This window comes from Sphingomonas sp. SORGH_AS_0879 (genome assembly GCF_030819175.1).
GTDB lineage: Bacteria > Pseudomonadota > Alphaproteobacteria > Sphingomonadales > Sphingomonadaceae > Sphingomonas.
Map to the genome: position 1 here is coordinate 3,352,753 of NZ_JAUTBJ010000002.1, position 22,222 is coordinate 3,374,974.

The 22,222-nt window shown below is 67.1% G+C and carries 21 protein-coding genes; 1 reads left to right on the top strand and 20 read right to left on the bottom strand.

What is annotated here, in order from left to right; translation table 11 throughout:
* Positions 1-70: 70 nt before the first annotated feature.
* The 10 genes from QE379_RS15885 to pobA all read right to left on the bottom strand — a co-directional run bounded on the left by QE379_RS15885 (position 71) and on the right by pobA (position 10,453).
* Positions 71-2,620 carry a MobA/MobL family protein gene (locus QE379_RS15885; RefSeq protein WP_307001986.1) on the bottom strand — a complete coding sequence of 850 codons (2,550 nt, stop codon included), beginning with the start codon at positions 2,618-2,620 and terminating at the stop codon, positions 71-73.
* Between the two features lie 155 nt (positions 2,621-2,775).
* Positions 2,776-2,952 carry a hypothetical protein gene (locus QE379_RS15890; RefSeq protein WP_307001988.1) on the bottom strand — a complete coding sequence of 59 codons (177 nt, stop codon included), beginning with the start codon at positions 2,950-2,952 and terminating at the stop codon, positions 2,776-2,778.
* Between the two features lie 58 nt (positions 2,953-3,010).
* On the bottom strand, positions 3,011-4,213 hold the full coding sequence (pcaF, locus tag QE379_RS15895) for a 3-oxoadipyl-CoA thiolase (protein WP_307001990.1): 1,203 nt from the start codon (positions 4,211-4,213) through the stop codon (positions 3,011-3,013).
* Positions 4,213-5,394 (bottom strand): 3-oxoadipate enol-lactonase, encoded by a 1,182-nt coding sequence (gene pcaD, locus QE379_RS15900; protein WP_307001991.1) that lies wholly within the window; start codon positions 5,392-5,394, stop codon positions 4,213-4,215. The genes pcaF and pcaD overlap by 1 nt, the downstream gene beginning before the upstream one ends.
* 1 nt (position 5,395) lies before the next feature.
* Positions 5,396-6,535 (bottom strand): lyase family protein, encoded by a 1,140-nt coding sequence (locus tag QE379_RS15905; RefSeq protein ID WP_307001992.1) that lies wholly within the window; start codon positions 6,533-6,535, stop codon positions 5,396-5,398.
* Positions 6,532-7,227 (bottom strand): protocatechuate 3,4-dioxygenase subunit alpha, encoded by a 696-nt coding sequence (pcaG, locus tag QE379_RS15910; protein WP_307001993.1) that lies wholly within the window; start codon positions 7,225-7,227, stop codon positions 6,532-6,534. Before pcaG ends, QE379_RS15905 begins: the two co-directional genes overlap by 4 nt.
* Complete coding sequence (gene pcaH / locus QE379_RS15915) at positions 7,217-7,924, bottom strand: protocatechuate 3,4-dioxygenase subunit beta (RefSeq protein WP_307001994.1); 708 nt, start codon at positions 7,922-7,924, stop codon at positions 7,217-7,219. Before pcaH ends, pcaG begins: the two co-directional genes overlap by 11 nt.
* Positions 7,921-8,559, bottom strand: coding sequence for a 3-oxoacid CoA-transferase subunit B (locus tag QE379_RS15920; protein WP_307001995.1), 639 nt, complete (start codon positions 8,557-8,559; stop codon positions 7,921-7,923). Before QE379_RS15920 ends, pcaH begins: the two co-directional genes overlap by 4 nt.
* On the bottom strand, positions 8,556-9,269 hold the full coding sequence (locus tag QE379_RS15925; RefSeq protein ID WP_307001996.1) for a CoA transferase subunit A: 714 nt from the start codon (positions 9,267-9,269) through the stop codon (positions 8,556-8,558). Before QE379_RS15925 ends, QE379_RS15920 begins: the two co-directional genes overlap by 4 nt.
* Positions 9,266-10,453, bottom strand: a complete 1,188-nt coding sequence (pobA, locus tag QE379_RS15930; protein WP_307001997.1) for a 4-hydroxybenzoate 3-monooxygenase — start codon at positions 10,451-10,453, stop codon at positions 9,266-9,268. Before pobA ends, QE379_RS15925 begins: the two co-directional genes overlap by 4 nt.
* A gap of 126 nt (positions 10,454-10,579) precedes the next feature.
* On the opposite strand from pobA, the gene QE379_RS15935 reads away from it, so the two are divergent.
* Positions 10,580-11,455 (top strand): helix-turn-helix domain-containing protein, encoded by an 876-nt coding sequence (locus QE379_RS15935; protein ID WP_307001998.1) that lies wholly within the window; start codon positions 10,580-10,582, stop codon positions 11,453-11,455.
* A gap of 13 nt (positions 11,456-11,468) precedes the next feature.
* Here the strand turns inward: QE379_RS15935 and ribB are convergent, their stop codons facing one another.
* The 10 genes from ribB to QE379_RS15985 form a co-directional block, all read right to left on the bottom strand.
* On the bottom strand, positions 11,469-12,572 hold the full coding sequence (ribB, locus tag QE379_RS15940) for a 3,4-dihydroxy-2-butanone-4-phosphate synthase (RefSeq protein WP_307001999.1): 1,104 nt from the start codon (positions 12,570-12,572) through the stop codon (positions 11,469-11,471).
* Positions 12,569-13,507 (bottom strand): fumarylacetoacetate hydrolase family protein, encoded by a 939-nt coding sequence (locus tag QE379_RS15945; RefSeq protein ID WP_307002000.1) that lies wholly within the window; start codon positions 13,505-13,507, stop codon positions 12,569-12,571. Before QE379_RS15945 ends, ribB begins: the two co-directional genes overlap by 4 nt.
* A gap of 4 nt (positions 13,508-13,511) precedes the next feature.
* Entirely contained in the window at positions 13,512-14,291 is a 780-nt protein-coding gene (locus QE379_RS15950) for a cyclase family protein (protein WP_307002001.1), read from the bottom strand.
* On the bottom strand, positions 14,288-15,445 hold the full coding sequence (locus QE379_RS15955; protein WP_307002002.1) for a S9 family peptidase: 1,158 nt from the start codon (positions 15,443-15,445) through the stop codon (positions 14,288-14,290). Before QE379_RS15955 ends, QE379_RS15950 begins: the two co-directional genes overlap by 4 nt.
* A 5-nt stretch (positions 15,446-15,450) precedes the next feature.
* Positions 15,451-16,353 carry a VOC family protein gene (locus tag QE379_RS15960; protein WP_307002003.1) on the bottom strand — a complete coding sequence of 301 codons (903 nt, stop codon included), beginning with the start codon at positions 16,351-16,353 and terminating at the stop codon, positions 15,451-15,453.
* 64 nt (positions 16,354-16,417) lie between these two features.
* The gene (locus tag QE379_RS15965; RefSeq protein ID WP_307002004.1) at positions 16,418-18,682 is read right to left on the bottom strand and encodes a TonB-dependent receptor; all 2,265 of its coding nucleotides are present in this window, start codon (positions 18,680-18,682) and stop codon (positions 16,418-16,420) included.
* Positions 18,683-18,857: 175 nt separating this feature from the next.
* Positions 18,858-19,310 (bottom strand): nuclear transport factor 2 family protein, encoded by a 453-nt coding sequence (locus QE379_RS15970; RefSeq protein ID WP_307002005.1) that lies wholly within the window; start codon positions 19,308-19,310, stop codon positions 18,858-18,860.
* Positions 19,307-19,786 carry a fibronectin type III-like domain-contianing protein gene (locus tag QE379_RS15975; protein WP_307002006.1) on the bottom strand — a complete coding sequence of 160 codons (480 nt, stop codon included), beginning with the start codon at positions 19,784-19,786 and terminating at the stop codon, positions 19,307-19,309. The genes QE379_RS15970 and QE379_RS15975 overlap by 4 nt, the downstream gene beginning before the upstream one ends.
* The gene (locus QE379_RS15980; RefSeq protein WP_307002007.1) at positions 19,707-21,656 is read right to left on the bottom strand and encodes a glycoside hydrolase family 3 C-terminal domain-containing protein; all 1,950 of its coding nucleotides are present in this window, start codon (positions 21,654-21,656) and stop codon (positions 19,707-19,709) included. Before QE379_RS15980 ends, QE379_RS15975 begins: the two co-directional genes overlap by 80 nt.
* Complete coding sequence (locus tag QE379_RS15985) at positions 21,653-22,219, bottom strand: NADPH-dependent FMN reductase (RefSeq protein ID WP_307002008.1); 567 nt, start codon at positions 22,217-22,219, stop codon at positions 21,653-21,655. The genes QE379_RS15980 and QE379_RS15985 overlap by 4 nt, the downstream gene beginning before the upstream one ends.
* Between the last annotated feature and the right edge of the window lie 3 nt (positions 22,220-22,222).

Sequence of the window (22,222 nt, forward strand, 5' to 3'; positions counted from 1 at the left end):
GCAGCCGACAGGCTATTCCCCTCCTTCCTTCTGGCCGATCGCATCGATCGGGGCGGCCCGAAATCCGTCATTATCTTTCTGAACCGCGATCCATCGGACGCTGTGGCGGCGCTATATCGTCCGGCCCCTTGCTCCGGATATGGGGCGGAGGGTCCTTCGGCCTGCCTCGCGGGGCGGGCCCGGGCGGCACCTGCCGCTCGCCCTCCTTCTCTCGCTGTGGATCGACCCTGGTCACAACGGGCGGATCAGGCGGTCGTCGATTGACGGGCTGGGTAGCGGGGTAATCGACAGAAGCGGGGGGAACAGCTTCGGGTGGCGATGTCCTTTCCGGCACGGGCGGCCTGCCCGCAGGCTGGGCAGCTGGCATGTCGGCAGCGACGGGTTCTGGCCGCGCACGAACCTCCGGCGGCGACATCGTTCTGACCAGGTCGTCCGCTTCCGCCTTCGCGGCTTGTTGCTCGCGACGGGCCACCTCGGCGCGTTGCAGCGCTGCCTGCTTGTCGCGCTGCCGCTTGGCATCAGCCGCGGCTTGATCGGCCCGCCGCTCCCGTTCGCTGACCATCCAATTCTGGAATTCCTGCTCGCCAGCGTACAGCCGCAGCAGCCGGTCGACCGCCTTCGGCTGATCCGGTGCCAGGCGCACGGTGTCGCCAACAAAAACCAGCCGCCCCTCATCGCGTCCGTCACGCGCCAGCCAGCGTCGAAGACGCCCACGCACCCGTTCTTGGTAATCTGGATGCGGCATCGTCGGCGAGGGTGCCAACCGCGTCGGAACATAGGTGATCGCAGGGTTGCATTGTTTCTCCCTGACAATTGCCGCCGCAACCTCATCCCATGCAGCACCAGCCTGCGCTTCGATCCTGGCGAGCCGCTGCCGTTCGGCCACACGCTCGTCGTCGGAGGGTGAATGCTGCGCCACCCAGTCGAGATGCGCGCGCGCCGCCTCCAACAGCGCACGATCGCCAGCGCGCGGCTTGGTCCTGCGGCCGGGCTCCGGCTCCAGCGTTGCGATCACCGCTTCCGCCCGTGATCGCGATGCCGCCACCACGACATCGGCGACGTCCATGTCATGGCGGCGCTGGATCAGTCGGCGGGACAATCGCTCATACCGCCGGGCGGCGGCAACCGCGTCAGGCTGGTCACCGATCGACGGCAGGATCAGCGTCATGTCCCTTGCCAGCACTTCGGTCGCAGCAGCCGCCTTCTTCTCGCAGGCGGCAAGCTCATCGCTCACGATCTGCCGCGCGTTGCGGGTGCCGACCTCCGTCGCGACCCCACGCCGCTCGTGACCGGTCGCGCGATTGCCCATATGCTCGAGCGGGGTCAGGGCGATGCCGTTTTCCTCATAGGTGCCGTGGAGGTAGCGCTCCTCGCCCATGACCGCGTTGACGATGTCGATGAGGCGCCCGCGCATGAGCTCGGCGGTGTCGACCTTGGCACGCTTTCCGTTGTTGCCCGGCTCCGCGCGGTAGCTGACCTTGTTCTGGCGGTAGGGCCGGGTGTTCTTGCCGTTTTTGCGCTCGATCACCTCGAAATCCCACTGGCCCTCCTCGTCCAGCCACTTCGCCGGGCGGTCATAGGCATCGACATGGATGTGGAAGTTGCGCTTGTCGCCGTGTTGATCGGGCTGGTGGATCACCCCGACCGCCATCCAGCCATCCGACGCGAGCATGGCGACGATGTTGCGGAGGATTTGGCCATGCTGCTCTGGCTTGGCGTCGGCGGGCAGTTCCTGCACGAAGCGATAGTGACTGCGGCCCGTGCGCCCCTGCCGCCATTGCGGCGCGGGGAAGTTCGGATGTTGATCACACCAGGTCAGCCGGTCGAACGCCTCCTCGGGCGTGACATCCGCGACGATGACCTGCCGGTCCTTGAAGGGGCGTCCCTCAGCCGCCGCCTTGGCTTCAGCTTCCCGTCGCGCAGCCTTCAGTCTGCGGCTCATGTCACGCAGCCAGGACGGGGTTGTCGCAAATCCTGCCACCCGGTCATATCGCCCGACATCGGCGGTCGAGGCGGTGAGATGGTGGAGCTTGGGCGTGCGTTCGCTCTGCTCGGCCGCAACGAACAACGACCGCTGGCGCTCAGGGCTGCCGGGGATGTTGGATACGATCGCCCGGGCGTTCATCCCGGCCCGGATCACCTGCTCGTCGATCATGTCGATGACGAGGTTCTCGGCCAGATCCGCCACCGCCTGATCGCGCCGGATATAGTCGAGATGGCTGATGATCGTGACCTTCGCGCCGTCCCGCAGATAGTCGAAATGCTCGCCCTCCTTGGCCTTGGCCTTGAAGCGGTGGTGAACCTTTCCGTCTCCGCTCGTCGGTACGTGGGTCTTACCCACCGGCTTCATGTCGAAGTGCGGCACCCGCCCGCCGCCCGTCTGACGGCCACCCCGCCGGATCGGACTGGACTGGTGGAAGTCGATACCGACCGCCTTGGCCAGTGCATCCGTCTTGCGACGGGCCGGCGATTGTCCCGGCTCCGCCTCGGGCTGGTGATTTCGTCCCCGACGGTACGACGCCCCCACCAGATCCCGGTCGGCCTGCGCTTGACGCGCCAGGAGCGCGCGCACATGATGCGCGAAGACAGGGTGTTCGTCGGGCAGGCCAGGACCGGTCATGCCTCATAGTGTCCGGCATCGGCACGGCGCCGACAAGTACCCCCTCCCGCCTTCCGGAAGCCGCGTGCGGCTGGAGGACACCGCGCTCGATCGCCACTGAACGAGTGCACGCACCAGCAAATTGGCGGCCCGGCCGCCGGTTTGCGTTGTTGCGCCTAAATTTCCTCCTCCACAAAGCCCAACCGATAATTAATACTCTGCCGTATCAGCGTCGTGAAGCCTTCTGCCGATCCAGAAGTGGGGTGAGATCGAACCACGCGGATGATGCGGAAAATATAGCGGATAAGCCCGGGTTGCGATCCAGTCATGTAGAGCTGCAACAACAGCTGCATCCCCGTTCAGGACAGTCCTTAATTATCGGTTTGGCTCTCACATAGATTAAGGCGCTCTTCATACCCGCTCCAGCATCAGTGCGATCCCCTGCCCCACGCCGATGCACATGAACGCCATGGCATAGCGGCCGCGCGTGCGGTGCAGTTCCTCGACCGCCGTCATCGCGATCCGCGCGCCCGACATGCCGAGCGGATGACCGAAGGCGATGGCGCCGCCGTTGCGGTTCACCCTGGGATCGTCGGCCGCGATATCCAGATCGCGCAGGGTAGCAATCGCCTGTGCGGCAAAGGCTTCGTTGAGTTCGATCACGTCGATCCGGTCGAGCGTCAGCCCGGTGATCCGGCAGAGCTTGCGCGCCGCCTCGATCGGCCCCGCGCCCATGATGCGCGGCGCGATCCCCGCCGAGGCCATGCCCAGCACGCGCGCACGCGGGGTCAGGCCATGGCGGGCCGCCGCGCCCTCGCTCGCCACCAGCATCGCCGCCGCGCCGTCGTTGAGGCCCGAGGCGTTCCCGGCGGTCACGGTGCCGTCCGCGCGCACCACCGGTTTCAGCTTCGCCAGCGCCTCCAGGCTGGTCGCGCGGGGATGCTCGTCGCGGTCGAACAGGACCGGTTCACCCTTGCGTTGGGGAATGGAGACGGGGACGATCTCGACGGTCAGCCGCCCGCTGTCGATCGCCGCGGCCGCCTTCTGCTGGCTGGCCAGCGCGAAAGCGTCCTGCTCCTCGCGTCCGACATGCCACTGGTCGGCGACATTCTCGGCGGTCTGCGGCATGGTATCGACGCCATGGGCGGCCCGCATCGCCGGGTTGATGAAGCGCCAGCCCAGCGTCGTATCCTCGATCTGCTGGCCCCGGTCGAAGGAACTGGCAGCCTTGCCCATCACATAGGGCGCGCGCGTCATGCTCTCGACCCCGCCCGCGATCATCAGTTCGGCATCACCGCTGCGGATCGCCTGTGCCGCGCTGCCCACCGCATGGAGGCCCGATCCGCACAGCCGGTTGATGGTAGCGCCCGGCACCGCTTCGGGAAGTCCGGCGAGTAACGCCGCCATGCGCGCGACGTTGCGATTGTCCTCACCCGCCTGGTTCGCGCAGCCGAGCAGGACATCGTCCACCGCCCGCCAGTCGACATGGCGGTTGCGCTCCATCAGCGCGCGCAAGGGGATGGCGGCGAGGTCGTCGGCGCGCACGCTCGCCAGCGCGCCGTTGAGCTTGCCGATGGGAGTGCGGATCGCGTCGCAGATATAGGCGTCGGTCATCAGGCGTCCTGGTCCAGCGTGTCGATGATCGTCTGCGCTTCGGCAAAGCCGGTGTTCGCGGCGGGAACCCCCGCATAGATGGTGGTCTGCATCAGCACTTCCTTGAGTTCGTCCCGCGTAAAGCCGCCCTGGGTCAGCCCAGCACGAACGTGGAGCGCGAACTCCTCCCAGCGTCCCAACGCGCAGGTGATCGCCAGCACGATCAGACGGCGGGTGCGGTCGTCGAGCCCCGGCCGCCCCCAGATTTCACCCCAGGCGATGCGGGTGATCATCGCCTGGAAATCGGCAGTCAGGGGGGTCCGCCTGGCCAGACTGCGCTCGACCCAGGCATCGCCCAGCACGCGGCGGCGGTTGGCAAGCCCCGCCTCGAGCAGCGTTTCGGCAGCGGCTTCGACCGCCTCGTCCCTCGTCAGGAACCGTCGCAGCGCCGTCGCCAGCGCGGCGGGCGCCTCGATCGGGGGCAGATGCGCGCCGTCGACGCCGACATGCCGGGCAGCGGGAATGGTGGCGACCAGATGCTCGCCATGTCCGGCATAGGGGGTCGAGACATCGAGCATCGCGGTCACGACCAGCGTCGGCACCGCGATGGCGTCGATCCGGTCGATCAGCGCCATGTCACGGATCGCCGCCCCCGCGCCCGCATAGCCCGCATCCGCCTGTCGCGCGATACCGTCACGCAAGCTGTCCGCGATCTCGGGATGCCGCGCGGCGAAACCGGGCGACAGGAAGCGTCCGACCGCCATGTCGGCGATGGCGGCGGTCCCCTGTTGGCGCACCATGTCGATCCGCGTCGTCCAGGCGGCGGGGTCCATCGTCGCGGAGGTGCAGATCAGTGCCAGCGCGGCCACGCGCTCCGGGTGATCCAGCGCGCATTGCATCGCGATCATCCCGCCTAGCGACACGCCCGCGACCGCCGCCTGCGCCACCCCGGCATCGTCCATGATCGCGGCGACATCGTCCGCGAGCATGGCGAGCGTGTAATCGCCCTCCGGCGCATCCGATCCGCCCGCCCCGCGCGTATCGATCCGCAGCAACCGAAAGGCGGGCAGGAGCAGCGGGACGGTGCGATCCCACAGCGACAGATCGGTCCCGATCGAATTGAGCAGGACCAGCACCGGCCGGTCCGCCGCCCCCTCCAGTCGCCAGTGCAGGCGCACGCCATCGCGAAGGGTGTAAGCCATGTCAGTCCTTATCATCCAGAAGCGCCGCGATGATCGCCGCGCTCTCGCCCAGATCCTCGCCCATATCGGCGGCGGCACGGTTGCGGGCGATCGCCGCCGCGTCGATCTCCAGCCCCTCGGCGACCACCGCCATCGCGGCGGCGCTGCCCGAAGCGAGCAGGAACAGGTCGGTCAGGACCGGCCCTTCCGCCTGCCAGCCGCCAAGGCCGCGCTCCTGCTCCTGCGGCATGCCCGCCAACAGCGTGGCGACCAGCCCCGGCGCACGGGTCGCGGCAGACAGCGCGACCTGGCATCCGGTGGGATTGCGCTTGTGCGCCATCGCCGACGACCCACCCCGCCCCGCGATCCCCGGCTCCCGCGCCTCGCCGATCGCATTCTGGGCGAGCAGCGACACGTCGCGGGCGAGCTTGCCGAGTGCGCCGATCAGGATGCCCACGCCCGCACCGATCGCGACCACGCCGGTCCGTCGCGCGTGCCACGGCGCTGCCGTCGCCAGACCCAGCGCCGCTGCCATATGCGCGGCCACCGCCGCGCCCCGCCCGTCCATCCCTGCGCGGGTGCCCGCCGCCCCGCCGAACTGGAGGACAGCATGCCGCGCAACCGCATCGTTCAGATGTTCCAGCGCGTCCGCGATCCCCGCCGCCGCCTGCGCCAGACGCAGGCCGAACGCGACCGGCAGGGCATCCTGCAACAAGGTGCGACCGACCGCCGGGGTCCTGGCATGGTCCCGCGCATGGCGCGTGAGGGCGGCGACAACCCGCTGCACATCCGCGGTCAGCACGCGATGCGCGGCCCGCACCTGCATCATCAGCACGCTGTCCGCGACGTCCTGGCTGGTCGCGCCCCGGTGCAGGGCCGACACCGCCTCGTCGCCCAGCGCGCCGCGCAGCCGGGCCACCAGTGGAATGGCGAGCGTACCCGCCAGCGCCACCTCTTCCGCCAGTTCGGCGGGCTCGATCCGCGCGGATGCAACGCCGGTCGCGATAGCCTCGGCGACGTCCGGCGCGATCACATTCTCCGCCGCCTGCGCGCGGGCCAACGCGACTTCGAAGGCACGGGCATGGGCGACGGTCACGGCGTCGTCGAACACCGCGATCATCGCGGGGCTGGCGGCGGGGCGAAGGCGAAGCAGATCGCTCACAGGTCGAAGAACACCGTCTCGCGCGCGCCCTGCAGGACGAGGTCTAGCGCCCACACCCCCTCGCCCACGGCCTGCGCGATCAACGTGTCGCGTCGTTCGGGGGAGAGAGCCGCCAGCACCGGATCGCTCTCCAATCCCGCACTCCCGGCGAAATAGAGCCGCGTCGCCAGCCGCTTGACGACACCGCGCGCGAAGACCGACAGCGCGATATGCGGTGCCTGCCGGCCGCCATCCGGCCCCGGCACCCGCCCCGGCATGATCGTACGGAAGCGATAGCGCCCATCCTCATCGGTCGCCGCGCGGCCGAAGCCGATGAAATGCGGGTCGAGCGGCACGTCGTCGCGCGAATCGTTCACGCTGCGATAGCGCCCCGCCGCATTGGCCTGCCAGATTTCGATCATCGCATCGGGAATGGCCGCGCCCTGCCCGTCAAACACCCGCCCGGTGATTTCGATCACGTCACCCAGAGGCGTGCCGGTCGGAGAGGACAGGTTCAGGACATAATGCGCCTCGGGCATCAATTCGGGCCGGGCGCCCATGTCGGACCGGCCGACCAGGTCCGCCCCGCCCTTCCACGGCAGGCCATAATGGAAGAACGGCCCGACCGTCTGGCTGGGCGTCTGGCCGAACAGCGCCGGGTCCTGATTATCGACGCGCGGCGCCGGGAGGCGGCTGGCGGGATCAATGGTCATGATGATCCTCCTCGAACGGCGTCCGCTCGCGCCCCTTCAGCACCACGTCGAAGCGATAGCCGAGCGCCCAATTGGGCTCGGTCACGTCCATGGCGAGCCTTGCGACCAGTCGCTGACGATATGGCATCGGCACGGCGTTCGCGATCGGATCGATCTCGATCAGCGGATCGTCGGGGAAATAAAGCTGCGTCACCAGCCGCGTCGCAAAGGCGGGCCCCAGCAGCGACAGATGGATATGCGCGGGCCGCCACGCATTCTTGTGGTTGCCCCATGGATAGGCCCCAGGCCGGACGGTGACGAAGCGATACCGCCCCTCGCCATCCGTCACCACGCGGCCCGCACCGGTGAAGTTCGGGTCGTGCGGCGCATCCCACTGGTCCTTGGCGTGGATATAGCGCCCGGCGGCATTGGCCTGCCAGATTTCCATGACCGTATCGGGCACCGCGCGGCCCTGCTCGTCGAGCACCCGGCCCGTGACGATGATCCGCTGCCCCAGCGGTTCGCCCTGATGCTGTTTCGTCAGGTCGGCCAGTGCCGAGCCCATCAGCCGATCCCAGCAGCCCCCCGGCCCGGTCGTCTCGGTCAGGGTCTGCGGGATCGCCAGCGGCGGCTGGAGCGGTGCCCGCAGCGAGGTGGATCGGTAATCGGCCACCAGCGACGGCGGAGCCCCCGCATCCTCGCGCACATAGCGGATCATGCCAGTTCCTCCGTGAACGGCGCGCTTGTCTTGGCGCGCACCTCCTCCAGCGTGACGCCGGGGGCCAGTTCGATCAGCCGCAGGCCCGGCTTGTCGCAGGCCATGACGCACAGGTCGGTGACGATCAGGTCCACACAGGCCTTGCCGGTCAGCGGCAGGGTGCATTCTGGCAGGATCTTCGGACTGCCCGCCTTGCTGGCATGGTCCATGACGACGACGATGCGCTTGACGCCCGCAACCAGGTCCATCGCGCCGCCCATGCCCTTCACCATCTTGCCGGGGATCGTCCAGTTGGCGATGTCGCCGCCCGCCGACACCTCCATCGCGCCGAGCACCGCCATGTCGATATGGCCGCCCCGGATCATCGCGAAGCTGTCGGCGGAAGAAAAGAAGCTGGAGGTCGGCAGCGTCGTGACCGTCTGCTTGCCCGCATTGATGAGGTCGGGGTCCGCCTCCCCCTCATGGGGGAAGGGCCCGATGCCGAGCAGGCCGTTTTCGGACTGCAAGGTCACGTCGACGCCCTCGGGCACATGGTTGGCGACCAGGGTCGGAATGCCGATGCCGAGGTTGACGTAGAAGCCGTCCCGAAGTTCGCGCGCGGCGCGTGCCGCCATTTCGTCGCGGGTCCAGCTCATGCCGCATCCTCCCGCGCGCGGGTGGTCAGTTTCTCGATCCGCTTCTCGTTGATCGTCGAGCGCACGATCCGATCGACGAAGATGCCGGGCGTGTGGACGCAATCCGGGTCGATCTCCCCGGCTGCGACGATCTCCTCGACCTCCACCACCGTCACCTTGCCAGCGGTAGCCATGTTCGGGTTGAAGTTGCGCGCGGTTTTGCGGAACATCAGATTGCCCGCCGGATCGGCCTTCCACGCCTTGATGATCGACAGGTCGGCGCGCAGCCAGGTTTCGCGGACATAATCCTGCCCCTCGAACGTCTCGACCGGCTTGCCCTCGGCCACCACCGTGCCGACGCCGGTCTTGGTATAGAAGGCCGGGATGCCCGCGCCGCCCGCCCGGATGCGCTCGGCCAGCGTGCCTTGGGGGTTCAGTTCCAGTTCCAATTCGCCCGACAGATATTGCTGCTCGAACAGCTTGTTCTCACCGACATAGCTGGAGATCATCTTACGAACCTGCCGGCTCTCCAGCAGCATCCACAGGCCGAAGCCGTCCGCTCCCGCATTGTTCGAGATGACGGTCAGCCCCTTCACCCCGCTCGCCCGGACCTCCGGGATCAGGCTCTCGGGATTGCCCGACAGGCCGAAACCGCCCGACATGATCGTCATCCCGTCGAACAGCAGCCCGTCGAGCGCGGCCGCGGGCGAGGGATAAATCTTGCTTTTCATGCCATCTCCAGGGGCAGGCCCACATAATTTTCGGCGAGCGTGCGTTGCGCGGCGGGCGATCCGCGCAGATAGTCGAGTTCGGCCATCTGGATGCGCCGGTCGAAGCCGTCCATGGTCGGGAAACGGTGGGTCACCGAGGTGAACCACCAGGAAAAGCGCTCCGCCTTCCACACGCGCGCCAGCGCGCGCGCCGAATAATGGTCGATCCCGGCACTCGATCGCTCGCGATAATGCTCGGTCAGCGCCGCGCCCAGCATGGTCACGTCGGACACGGCCAGGTTCATGCCCTTGGCCCCCGTGGGCGGGACGATGTGCGCTGCGTCCCCCGCCAGGAACAGCCGCCCCCAGCGCATCGGTTCGGCCACGAACGACCGCAGCGGCGCGATCGTCTTCTCAAACGATGCGCCGCGCGTCACCTTCGCCGCCGTCTCCGGCCCCAGGCGCAGGCAGAGTTCGTCCCAGAAGCGATCGTCCGACCAGTCGGCCAGATCCTCGTCCAGCGCACACTGGATATAATAACGGCTGCGCGTCGGCGAGCGCATCGAGGCGAGCGCGAAGCCGCGTCCGTGATTGGCGTAGATCAGCTCGTGATCGGCGGGCGGCACATCGGCCAGCACGCCCAGCCAGCCGAACGGATAGACCCGCTCGAAGACTTTCAGGACATGCGCCGGGATCGCCGCCCGGCTGACGCCGTGATAGCCGTCGCAACCGACCACGAAATCGCAGTCCAGTTGCCGCTCCAGCCCCTCGCGCCGCCACATCACGGTCGGCCGATCGCCGTCCAGACCGGATAGCGTCACATCCTCGGCATTCCAGACGATCGACAGCCCGCGCTCCCCGGCCGCGTCGAACAGGTCGCGCATCACCTCCTGCTGGCCATAGACGGTGACGGTCGAACCGCCGGTCAGCGCCGCCATGTCGATCCGGAACACCTGCCCATCGAGCGCGACATTGGTGCCGCCATGGACCAGCCCCTCCCGCTCCAGCCGGGCCGACACGTTCAGCCGCCGCATCAGCGCGACGGTGCCCTGTTCCAGCACCCCCGCACGCACCCGTCCCTCGACATAATCGCGGTCGCGGCGCTCTATGACGACGGCGTCGATCCCTTCGGCGTGGAGCAGGTGCGCCAGGAACATGCCCGCCGGTCCCGCGCCGATTATCGCCACCTGTGTCCGGTGCCTCATGTCATCCTCTCGAAGCCGGCGTTGCTCGCCGTCATGCCCGGATCATGCCGCCAACCGCGCTGGCAGACGATGGACGCGCCGCGCAAAAAATTGGACGATCCGGTTGCCCCGCGTTAGCGATGGGTGATGGCCGTGGCAGCGATCCCCAGCTTCTACCTCTATGGCGAACCGCATCGCGCGGTGGAGGACGGCTTCGTCCATGCCGAGCGGCTTGACGATCGTTCGCGCCCGCATGAATGGACGATCCTGCCCCATGCCCATGCCGACCTGATCCAGCTCTTCCTGCTGGAACAGGGTGGCGGCACGATGCGGGCGGAGGGGGAGAATTTCGCGGTGACGGCCCCCGCGCTGCTGATCGTGCCTGCCGGGATCGTCCATGGCTTCGACTGGCTTCACGAGTCGGCGGGCACGGTCGTCACCCTGTCGGTCCGCCATCTCGCGCAGCTCGAAAGCCGCTATCCGGGCCTGGCGGCGGTCTTCGACCGGGTGGGCGTGGTCTACCCGGACGAGGCGGCGACCGGCACGATCGGTGCGGGCATCGCGACGCTGATGCGCGAACTCGGCTGGTCGGCGCCGGGGCATAGCGCGGCGGTGGATGCGGCATTGCTCGCCGTGCTGGTCGAGACGCTGCGCGCGTCGGGCGGAATGCGGGGGAGCATCCGCGCCGCGCCCGGACACCATCAGAGCCTGGTCGCCCGCTTCCGCGCCCGCATCGACGAACGCTTCCGCCTGCGCGAGCCGATCGCCATCCATGCCGAGGCCTTGGGCACCAGCGAAAGCCGGTTGCGCGTCGCCTGCGCCCGGATCGCCGCCCAGTCGCCTGCCGCGATGCTCGACCAGCGCGCCATGCTCGATGCCAAGCGGGCGCTGCTCTATACCAATCTGTCGGTAGCGGAGGTCGGCTTTGCGATCGGCTTTGCCGACCCGGCCTATTTCACCCGTTTCTTCACCCGCCATGCCGGGATGTCGCCCCGCGCCTATCGCCGGTCGGGCAGCGCCTGAGCCAAGGGCGGGGTCAGATCGCGCGCTCCCCCGCGACCCGCAATCCGTACCCCTCCAACCCGACCAGCGTGCGGTGGCTGTTGGTCAGCAGGATCATCTCCCCGACGCCCAGTTCGTTCAGGATCATCGCGCCGACGCCGTAATCGCGCAGTTCCTCCATGTCGGGCACCGTCACGCCCGCCCGCGCATGGATCGCCAGCGTCAAGCCATCGGGGCGCGGACGGTTGATGACCACGACGACCCCGGCCCCTTCCCGACCGATCGCCTCCATCGACCGGCGCAGCAGGCCGCTGCGCGCGTTCGCCTCGCCGAACAAATCGGTGAAGGGCGACAAGGCGTGCATGCGCACCAGGGTCGGGCGCGCCGGATCGACGGCCCCCTTGACCAGCGCGACCTGCTCGCTGCCCGTTGCCTTGTTCCAGAAGGTCATGGCGCGCCACCGGCCGCCCCATTCGCTGTCGAACTCGGTCTCTGCGCGCTTTTCGACCAGATGGTCGTGGCGACGACGATAGGCGATCAGGTCGCGGATCGAGCCGATCTTCAGGCCATGGAGTTGGGCAAAGGCGATCAGCCGGTCACGCCGCGCCATCGTCCCATCCTCGTCCATGATCTCGCAGATCACGCCGGAAGGATTAAGCCCTGCCAGCCGCGCGACGTCGACCGCCGCCTCGGTATGCCCGGCGCGCCCCAGCACGCCGCCGTCGCGCGCGACCAGCGGGAAGACATGGCCGGGGCTGACGATCGCCTCCGGTCCCTGCGCCGCATCGATCGCCACCGCGATGGTGCGGGCGCGGTCGGCGGCGGAGATGCCGGTGGTCACCCCATGCTTCGCCTCGATCGAGACGGTAAAGGCGGTTTCGTGCCGCGTGCCGTTGCTCCGCGTCATCAGGTCGAGGCCCAACTGCTCGATGCGAGGCCTCGCCATCGCCAGGCAGATCAGGCCGCGCCCGTGCCGCGCCATGAAATTGATCGCATCGGGCGTCGCCATCTGCGCGGGGACGACCAGATCACCCTCATTCTCCCGGTCCTCGTCATCGACCAAGATGAACATCCGCCCGTTGCGCGCCTCGTCGATGATCTCCTCGGGACTGAAGAGAAAGGCGCGGGTGCCGGTCATCCCGCGACCACGCGCTGGTCGAGCGTGCCGAACAACGGCCCCGCCCGCATCGTCACCCGGTCTCCGAAGGACAGGAAGGGGGTGCGCGGCGCCCCGCCCTCGATCATCTCGATCGCGCGACGCTCGGACAGGCAGGTCGAACCGACCCGCGCATGATCGGCGTTCGACACCGTGCCCGACCCGATGATCGTCCCCGCGGGCAGATTCCGGGTCCGCGCGGCATGAGCGATCAGTTCGTGAAAGCCATAGGCCATCTGATCGCCGACCGGATGGCCGAACCAGCGCCCGTTCACCTCGACGGTCAGCGGCAGTCCTACACGACCCTCGGACCAGGCGGATCCCAGTGCGTCGGGTGTCACGGCAAAGGGCGCGACCGAGCAGGCCGGCTTGGCCTGTATCCAGCCGAATCCGGTCTTCATTTCGATCGGCGCGATCGCGCGCAGCGACCAGTCGTTGAGCAGCATGACCAGACGAATGTGTGCCAGCGCCTCGTCCGCCGTGCAGCCCATCGGCACGTCGCCCGTCACCACCGCGAACTCGCCCTCGAAGTCGATGCTATCCGCCTCGCTGGGCAAGGGCACGTCCTCGGTGGCCGAGAGAAAATGGTGCGACAAGCCCTGATACATAAGTGGCCTGTCGGTCTCGATCGGCGGCAGGTTGAACGCCTTCTGCATCAGCGCGCCATGAGTCGGGAAGGCCGAGCCATCGAGCCACTGCCATGCCCGCGGCAAGGGGGCCTGCAACGCGGAGACGTCCAGGACCTCACCCTCCTCATTGACCCGCCCGGCCAACCCGCGCAAGATCGGTTCCAGGCGAGTCCAATCGTCCAACGCGGCCTGAATCGACACTCCGGCGGGCAGAGCGCGCATGCCGTCGCGCGATACGACGACCAGCATGCCGTCCCGGCTGCCATCCTCACGGGTCGCGAGCCGCATGTCCCTATTCCTCGAATATCGCGACCGCGCGGCACCAGCCTGCCGAACCACCCTTCACCTTGACGGGCAGGCAGGAGACGGTGAAGCCGGTCGCAGGCAGCTCTTCCAGCCGGGTCAGCTTCTCCATGTGGCAATAGCCGATCTCGCGGCCCGCCTTATGGCCTTCCCAGACCAGCGAATAATCGCCCGTTTCGGCGACCCGCGCGGCGGTGTGACTAAACGGTGCGTCCCAGCTCCAGGCATCGGTGCCGGTCACGCGGACGCCGCGCTCGGTAAGATACAGGGTCGCCTCATACCCCATGCCGCAACCGCGCCCGAGAAAGTCGGGCCGCCCCAGCGCCGCGCCTGCGGAGGTGTTGACCAGCACGATGTCGAGCGGGCGCAGTTCATGCCCGATCCGCACCAGTTCGGCCTCGACCTCGGCCGCCGTCACGACATGCCCGTCGGACAGATGGCGAAAGTCGAGCTTCACACCGGGCTGGAGGCACCATTCGAGCGGCACCTCGTCGATGGTGATCGCCCGCTCCCCCTTGTTCATGGTCGGATGATAATGCCACGGCGCGTCGAGATGCGTACCGTTATGCGTGCTCAGCGTCAGCATTTCCGACGCCGCGAACCCTTCGCCGCCCGCCATCGCCTCCGCCGTGATGCCGGGGAAGAACATCGCCGCCTCGGCAACCGTCTCGTGGTGGGTCTGGCGGGTGATGCTCGGCCGCATGAACGGCGGATCGGTAATGACCTCCGGGTCGATCGCGATCGACAGGTCGACGATACGGCGCGTCATGAGTTGCGTCCTCCCAACGTCTCGGCGAACCAGTCGGAGATCAGGTCGCGGCCATAGGCCATGTTGTCCGCCCCGACATGCTCGACCCCTCCCTCGCGAGGGGTGAAGATCACCTTCTCGCGACGTGGCGAATTGATAAGCTGGTCGTACAGATCGTCGGCATATTTCACGCTGATCTGGCGATCGTCCGCGCCGTGGGTGACGAGGAACGGGACGGTGATCCGGTCCATATGGCCGTTCAGGTTCATCGCTTCGGACCTGGCGAGGAAGTCGTCCTGATCCTTCGCGCCGAAAGCCCAGTGGACGTGCTTCCAATAGTGCGGGACCGGATTCTCGCCCTCGCGTGCCATGCGCCTGTCCTGCACCTCGCGCCAATTATGGTTCGCACCCCAGACCGCGCCGCTCGCGAAACGTGGCTCATACGCGACGGCGCGCGGCGCGAAGTGACCGCCCAGCGAGATGCCGGTCATGCCGATCCGCCTCGGGTCGACGTCCGGCTGCGTCTCCAGCCAGTCGACCGCCGCGCTGGCCCAGCTTTCGCTGTGCGGATCGACCGGCAGATGCTGGAGCCGCAGCGCCTCGCCCGATCCCGGCTGGTCCACGCACAGCGTCGAAATGCCACGCCGGGCCAGTTCGTGCGGCAGCCGCGTCCAGTAAAGCAGTTCCTTGCAGCTATCGAGGCCGTTGCAGAACACCACCACCGGCTTGGCCCCCTCGCCCGGTGCGCGGGTATAGAGGGCTGGCATGGTGCCTGTCGCCAGCGGGATCTCCACCCGCTCGCGGTTCAGCCGCCCCAGAGACGTCGAACGGTCGAACGCCTCGCGCGCGCGCGCATAGGTTTCGCGACGCCCCGGATGGCCATGCCCCTGCATCCGCTCGGCGGTGATGAGATAGAGGCTGGCGCGCTCCAGCTTGTTGGAGGCCGAAAAGGCGCGCCCCCTGGCCTCGTCCTCGGCGGCGAGGTCGATCAGCTTGTCGCCCATCGCCGCCCAGGCTTTCATGAACATCGGCGTACCGGCATCCGCGCCGCTCGCCGCCGCCTCCTTGATCGGCTGGCACATGTCGATGATCTCGCCGAGCTGCGCGCCCGACTCCATCGCGATCGCGACCGACAGGTTCCAGATATAGTTGGGAAAGGGCTCGTACAGCGCCATCGGGCTTACACCGAAACCGGCTGGAACAACCCGGCATCGGGCTTGGGATGCGGCATGGTCTGCGGACCGCCGACGCCGATGCCCCATTGGTCCATCGTGCCGGGGCCGGGGACATGCACCTGATGCTCGTGCGTCTCGAAGTCGACATGCTCCAGTTCCGAGGTGTATTCGACCGCGAAACCGTTCGGCGTCGTGAAATAGCTGAAGGTGTTGTTGCCGGCCGTGTGACGGCCAGGCCCCCAGCGGATATCGGTGCCCGCCTGCTTCAGCCGCCGGATACCCGCCATCATGTCGTCCACGGTCAGCATGTCATAGGCGACATGGTTGAGACAGGGCGGCCCCGGAAGGATGGCAAAGCGATGATGCGCCGAGTTGCAGCGCAGGAAGCACATGAAGTCGCCCAGCCAGTCCGACACGCGAAAGCCCAGCACATCGGTGAAGAACGCCACCATCGCCCGGTGATCGGGCGAATGCAGCACGATATGGCTGATCTTTTGCGGAATGCCTTCCCAGCGACTGAGCGCGCGCGGCGTGCGGCGCTCGACATCCGCCGAAACCTCGAACGGCAGCCCATCGGGCGAGAAGAAGCGGAAACCATAGCCGCCCCCCAATGTCGCCAGGTCGCGGGGGGCGAAGATGATCCGGCAACCGGCCTCCTCCACCTTGGCGTGCAAGGCATCGACATCGGCGCGCGTGTCGGCGGCCAGCGCGATCACGTCGATGCGATTGGCATCGTCCTGTCGCAGACGGACGACATAGGCTTCGTCATGCCCCTCGGCCGCGAAATGGTACAGGCCATCCCGCTCCCCCGCTTCGACCAGTTTCCAGTCGTCGCGATAGAATGCGCGTTCGGCATCGAGGTCGGCGACGCCATAGCCGACGTAACGGATCTCGGTCACTCTTGCCATGTCATGCTCCAGGGGCTGGGTAATGCCCCGGCGGTGGCGACACACCCCGCCGGGGATGGTGTCGTCAGAAGCGGAACGAGCCCTGCACGCCGTAGGTGCGCGGCTGGCCGAAATTCCAATTGTAGATGTTGATCCCGCCGCCGGTGAACCCGGCATAGGTCTTCACCCGGTTGTTCTCGAGATTGCGGACATAGCCCTGGATGCTGAACCGGTTGTTCGGCATGTTCAGTTCCAGGCTGAGATCGGTGGTGGTGAACGCATCCACCTCGTCGCCCCTGTAGTTGAAGGCGGTGAGGAAATAGCGCGACTTGAACCGGCTGAAGCCATTAGCCACCAGCTTGTATCCGTCACCCAGTTCGATCGTCTTGGTATAGTTGATGCCGATCGTCCACTTGGGCGCCTGCGGTGCGACATTGCCCGCCAGGTCGAGCGTCAGGCGCGGGACATTGGCCGGCGGATTGGCCAGCGTCGGGGCCGGGATGCCCGCGAACTGCTGAAGCCGCGCGTCGATATAATTGACGATCAGGCTGACCCGGTCGTTGGGCGACAGGCGGACGGCGGTATCGGTTTCGATGCCCCAGACCCGGCTCTTGCCGGCATTGAAGGTGCGCGCGCCGACAGTGGTGTCGATATAGACCTGAACCTGCTGGTCCTTATAGTCGTAGTAGAAGGCGCTGGCATTGAATTCGAGGCGATTGCCCATGAAGCGGTTCTTCGAGCCGAACTCATAGGCCGTCAGATTTTCCGCGTTGAACGATCCGACCAGATCGAAGCCGCCGCTTTTGAACCCGGTACTGACCTTGGCATAGAGAAGATTGTCGCGCGCAGGCTTGTACTCGACGCCCGCCGTCCAAGTGATCTTGTCTTCCTTGTAAGTGGGATAGCGGATCAGCGCCCCTGCCCCGCTGCCGTCGGCGGGTGGCCGCGCCATGGTCGGCGAGCGGTAGAAGCCGTAGTTGATATATTCGGCATCCTTCTTGTCGTCGGTGTAGCGGATGCCGCCGGTGAGGCTCAGCGTGTCGGGCACGATCCAATAGGTCGCCTGGGCAAAGGCCGACTTCGATTCCGAGGTCACGTAAGGACGATAGAAGAAGTTGGCGAAGGCCCCCGCCACGGGCAGATAGAGGCCACGCGCGATGATCTGGTTCTCGTGGAAATAGAAGCCACCGACCTGCCAGACGAACTGGCCCTGGCTTCCGCCGTTCAGACGGACCTCATGGCTTTGCGTGCGCGTATCGTAGCGGTCGTTGTAGAAGGTGAACAGCTCCGGCAGGAAGCCGTTCTGCGGGATGACCGCCTGGTTATCGACATGCCGATAACCGCCGATATAGCTGAGCGTCGCGCCGCCGAAATCATAGGAGACGCGGCCGCGCACCGCATATTGCTGGCTCTTGAAGCTCCCCATTCGGCCAAGCGGGAAGCTGGCGGGATCGAACACCTGAGGCACGTCGACAAAGGACGGAACCTGACGCTGGGCGAGCGTGGTATAGGCCGTGGGCGGAGCCACCGACGCGGGCAACTCGGTCACGCCGGGAGTCGATCCGTTGACGGCCAGGCCATATTGCATCGGCCCGGTCTGGTCGATGTCGACATATTCGCCCGCGAGATAGACCTCCAGCGCGCCCGGCGCGAACAGGATGCTGCCGCGGACCGCATCGACATTGGCATCGTCGCCCCGACCCGCCGGACCGTTGTCGACATAGCCGTCATGCTGATTGTGCAGCCCCGCCACGCGGATCGCGACCTTGTCGCCCAGCGGCACGTTAACCGCGCCCGTCGCATAGATCGCGTTGTAATTGCCATAGCCCAGCGTCGCCGAGCCCTCGAAGCTCTCCTGCACCGGCTTGGCCGCCACGATGTTCAGCGCACCCGCCGTCGAGTTGCGGCCGAACAATGTGCCCTGCGGCCCGCGCAGCACCTCGATCCGCTCCAAGTCGAAGAAATTGGCGTTCAGGCCGACCGGGCGGTTGATATATTCGCCATCGATCGAAACGGTCAGAGCAGGATCGGCGCTTTCCGAAATATCCTGGCTGGACACGCCGCGAATGGCGATCTTGGTGAAGACGGAGTCGGGCGTGATGCCCAGATCGGGCGCAAGGCGCTGAAGCCCGCTGACATCGGTGACCTGTGCCTTGGTCAGATCCGCGCCACCGATGGCGCGAATGGCGATCGGAGTATCCTGCAACCGGGTTTCGACCTTGGTCGCGGTGACGATGATGTCTTCGGACTGAGCGAGCTCATCGGCCGCCGCCCGCGTCGTCCCATTGGCGGACGTCTGCGCTGCGGAACCCGCCGGATTCGCGACCTGCGCGAATGCGGGATGGGCCACCCATAAGGCGGTGGTAGTGGTAAGCGCCGTGATGGCGACGCGGCGGAACCTCATCATACGATCCCCTCTCCATGGTCGGAGGCGTATCCGCCTCTCATTTAGAACTAGAATGATTGTTCTGTTTAAGGCCCGAGTCAAGCGCCGATCGGCGATCGGGCGAGATTATTTTGCGCGTTCAGAACATCGGATGCGGATTGCGCGCGGTCGTCGGCATCGGCTGGATCACATCCCAATGTTCGACGATCTTGCCGTCCTTCAACCGATAGATGTCGGCGACCGCGCCGCCGGGGGTATCCGGGTTGGTGCGGCCATGCAGGTGGATGACAGCCATGTCGCCGTCGACGATGATCCGCTTCACGTCGAAGCGCGCGCCGGGAGTCGCGAATTTGGGGGCAAGCGCCGCGACCGCGGCGTCGCGGCCATCGGCAAGGCCGGGATTATGCTGGATATAGTCCGCCACGACATAGCGCTGAAACGCCCCGGCCACGTCGCGCCGGGTATAAAAGCGATCGGCGAAATCCGTCATGATCGCGCGGTTGCGATCGGTCAGCGTGCTCCCCGATCCGGCGATCGCGGCCGGTGCCAGAAATGGCGTCGTTAGGACCAGCGCATGAAACATGGCTTTCATATCGTCACCTCGGTCGTGAAGGGCAGATCGTCGCTCGCACGGCCGACCGACAGCCCGGCACGCTGGCACGGCTTTTCCCAATCGCGACCGTTCCAGATGCGGAAAAGACGTGGTTCGGGCGTTATCCTGACGGTCCTCGTCCTTCCCGGCTCCAGTACGACCTTGGCGAAGCCGACCAGTGCGAATTCGGGGACATGCCGATAGAGTTGCACCACCTCGCTGCCGACACGATCGCCGCCATTGCGCAGTGTGACCAGGACATCGCCACCATCGGCGTCGACATTCAACCACTCGAAACGGGTGTAGCCCCGCCCCGCCCCGAAAGCGTAGAGCGGTGTCGTACCGCGCGCCTGTAGCCCCCGGTATCCGATCAGCACGCCGTCCTCATAGGGAAGATCACCCTGCCCATCCGGCTGAAGCGACAGCGCCGGATAGTCGGCCTCGCATCTGGCCCAGCGTGACCGGCAACCGGCCACCCGGCTCGGCGTCGCCCGCCAGCACGGCGGCAAGCGCAGGCCCGAAACCCTCCCCCGGATACCAGGCGGAGATCAGCGCCGCAGCCTTGTCACTCCAAGTCGCGTCGAAGGCATGGCCGATATTGGCGATGATCGCGGTGTTGGAATTGGCGGAGCAGACCGCATCGATCAGTGTCCGTTGCTCGGGCGCGATGGCCGTGTCGGGTCGATCCTTGCTCTCGACGCTGGAGTCCGATGTTTCGCCGATCATCAGGATCACCGCATCGGCATTCGCCGCCGCCTCGACCGCGCGGGCCAGCATCGCCTCCGCGCTGTCCGGTCCACGAACGCCATACCACAGGCCATGGACCCGCGCGCCGTCATAGCGGAAGACGACCTCCACCAGAACACGCTGCCCGGCCGCCAGCCTCATCTCAGCGCTCTCGGCATCGCCGCGCTTGAGCGAGCCCATCACATCGGATGCCGCCATACGCTCGGGCTGGTCGATCAAGGGCTGCCCATCGACCGTCAGGGTGACCGCACCGGTGGCGCCCACATAGAAATGATGCGCGCCGTCCTTGGTGGCCGTGAACCAGCCGCTGGCACGGATCGCCGCGGGACGGTCGAAGACACCCTGTTCATGCACGCCGACGAACCAGACGAGCGAATTGGTGTCGCGCACCTCCTGCCCGACAGGCTGGCCGGACAGGTCGCCATCGGCGAAATAGTCGACCGTCATGCCCTGCCCCTCGCCCCGGACGGGCTGTACCGGCATGGCGGGCAGGCGCGGCTGGGGATCGACGCCGGGTTCGTAGACGATCTCCGCCACCCCAGCATAACGCGCCATGATGGCCTCCAGGGGACGGACCGCATCGGGAGACAGCGCGATCTTGGCAAAGGTGCCGCCCTGATAGCAGGGGGCCGCCGCATTCGGGCCGATCACCGCGATCCGGCGATGCCTGCCCGGCGTGATCGGCAACAGATCATTCTCGTTGCGGAGCAACACCATCCCCGCCGCCGCCGCCTCGACCAGCAGGGCATCCGCATCCTCCCGGGGCGCCGATTTGGGGCCGGACCAGCGACGGGCGGCCCGCGCCACGCGCTCGGCGGCGTCGGTCAGCCGCTCGGCCACGACGTCGCCCGCCTCGACTGCCGCGACGGCCTTGGCACCCAGGAACCGCGCCGGCCCCGGCATCTCCAGGTCGAGCCCACCGTTCAGGCTGCCCGAGGTCGAATGCGTCCCGAACCAGTCGCTGATGAACGGACCGTCAAAGCCCCATTCCTGTTTCACGATGGTCGAGATATGGCCATGCTCGGCGCACCAGTCGCCATTGACCCGGTTATAGGCGGTCAGCATCGCCCCGGCTCCCGCCGCCGCACACAGCTCGAAGGGCAGCAGATAGACCTCGCGCAGCGCCCGCTCATCGACCACCGCGTTCATCCGGTCGCGATCCGTCTCGCTGTCGTTGCAGACCAGATGCTTGACGCAGGCGCCGACGCCGGTCGACTGAAGCCCCCGCGTCCACGCCGCTCCAGCCAGCCCGGTCAGCAGCGGGTCTTCGGAGAAATATTCGAACGCCCGCCCGGCCAGCGGGCTGCGTGCCATGTTGACATTGGGGGCGAGGACCAGATCGACCCCCATGCGGATCGCCTCGCCGCCGACTAAAGCCGCGACGCGCGCGATCAGGGCGACGTCGAAGCTGGCACCGAGCGCCGTCGCGCAGGGCGACAGGCGCGCGACGTCGCGTTCGTCCACCCGCCCGCTGGCGATCCCCATCGGGCCATCGCTCATGTGCAGCGACGGGATACCCGCCTCAGGGATCGCGACCGAGCGCCACATCGCCGCCCCGGCGGTCAGGCTCGCCTGCTGGGCCATGGTCAGGGCCGTCATACGACCGGTTCCAGACGAAAGGCCATGATCTGCCGGGCCTGGGTCTCGATCTGAGCCGCCACGCCTCGATCGACGATCGCGCCGTCTCCGCCGAAAGGCTTCTGCGCAATCGAGTTGATCGCGATCCCCGCCGGGGTCGGCCAGCCGCGCATCGCATGGACGATGCCGCGCAGCGCCGCCAGCGTGACGCCGCCCGCCTGCCATCCCGCCGCCGAGACGATCAGCCCCACCGGCATACCATCGAAATAGACCCGCTCGTCCCCGCGCAGATCATCCAGCAGATCGATGGCGTTCTTCACCACGCCCGAGACGCCGCCATGATAGCCGGGCGTCCCGATGACGAGGCCATCCGCCTCACGCAGCGCCGCGACGAAGGCCCCCTGTTCCGCCGTGCGTTCGGGACGCTCCGGGTTGAAATGCGGCAGCGCCGCCAACGCCGGACCATCGAACATGGTGGTCTTCGCCCCCATCCGCTCGCATTCGGCAAGCACGGAACGCACCAACATCTCGCTCGACGAACGGGGTCGGAAGGTGCCGCCGATCCCCACGATATGCCGCGCCATCGG

What these genes read in the sequence shown, in the direction of transcription:
- pobA (WP_307001997.1), bottom strand. Translation starts at nt 10,453, where the DNA reads ATGAGGCACCGGACACAGGTGGCGATAATCGGCGCGGGACCGGCGGGC.
- QE379_RS15980 (WP_307002007.1), bottom strand. Translation starts at nt 21,656, where the DNA reads ATGACGGCCCTGACCATGGCCCAGCAGGCGAGCCTGACCGCCGGGGCG.
- pcaF (WP_307001990.1), bottom strand. Translation starts at nt 4,213, where the DNA reads ATGACCGACGCCTATATCTGCGACGCGATCCGCACTCCCATCGGCAAG.
- QE379_RS15885 (WP_307001986.1), bottom strand. Translation starts at nt 2,620, where the DNA reads ATGACCGGTCCTGGCCTGCCCGACGAACACCCTGTCTTCGCGCATCAT.
- QE379_RS15935 (WP_307001998.1), top strand. Translation starts at nt 10,580, where the DNA reads ATGGCCGTGGCAGCGATCCCCAGCTTCTACCTCTATGGCGAACCGCAT.
- pcaG (WP_307001993.1), bottom strand. Translation starts at nt 7,227, where the DNA reads ATGACCATTGATCCCGCCAGCCGCCTCCCGGCGCCGCGCGTCGATAAT.
- QE379_RS15985 (WP_307002008.1), bottom strand. Translation starts at nt 22,219, where the DNA reads ATGGCGCGGCATATCGTGGGGATCGGCGGCACCTTCCGACCCCGTTCG.
- pcaD (WP_307001991.1), bottom strand. Translation starts at nt 5,394, where the DNA reads ATGGCTTACACCCTTCGCGATGGCGTGCGCCTGCACTGGCGACTGGAG.
- QE379_RS15890 (WP_307001988.1), bottom strand. Translation starts at nt 2,952, where the DNA reads ATGCAGCTGTTGTTGCAGCTCTACATGACTGGATCGCAACCCGGGCTT.
- QE379_RS15955 (WP_307002002.1), bottom strand. Translation starts at nt 15,445, where the DNA reads ATGGCGCTGTACGAGCCCTTTCCCAACTATATCTGGAACCTGTCGGTC.
- QE379_RS15950 (WP_307002001.1), bottom strand. Translation starts at nt 14,291, where the DNA reads ATGACGCGCCGTATCGTCGACCTGTCGATCGCGATCGACCCGGAGGTC.
- QE379_RS15960 (WP_307002003.1), bottom strand. Translation starts at nt 16,353, where the DNA reads ATGGCAAGAGTGACCGAGATCCGTTACGTCGGCTATGGCGTCGCCGAC.
- QE379_RS15925 (WP_307001996.1), bottom strand. Translation starts at nt 9,269, where the DNA reads ATGAAAAGCAAGATTTATCCCTCGCCCGCGGCCGCGCTCGACGGGCTG.
- pcaH (WP_307001994.1), bottom strand. Translation starts at nt 7,924, where the DNA reads ATGATCCGCTATGTGCGCGAGGATGCGGGGGCTCCGCCGTCGCTGGTG.
- QE379_RS15945 (WP_307002000.1), bottom strand. Translation starts at nt 13,507, where the DNA reads ATGCGGCTCGCGACCCGTGAGGATGGCAGCCGGGACGGCATGCTGGTC.
- QE379_RS15970 (WP_307002005.1), bottom strand. Translation starts at nt 19,310, where the DNA reads ATGAAAGCCATGTTTCATGCGCTGGTCCTAACGACGCCATTTCTGGCA.
- ribB (WP_307001999.1), bottom strand. Translation starts at nt 12,572, where the DNA reads ATGACCGGCACCCGCGCCTTTCTCTTCAGTCCCGAGGAGATCATCGAC.
- QE379_RS15920 (WP_307001995.1), bottom strand. Translation starts at nt 8,559, where the DNA reads ATGAGCTGGACCCGCGACGAAATGGCGGCACGCGCCGCGCGCGAACTT.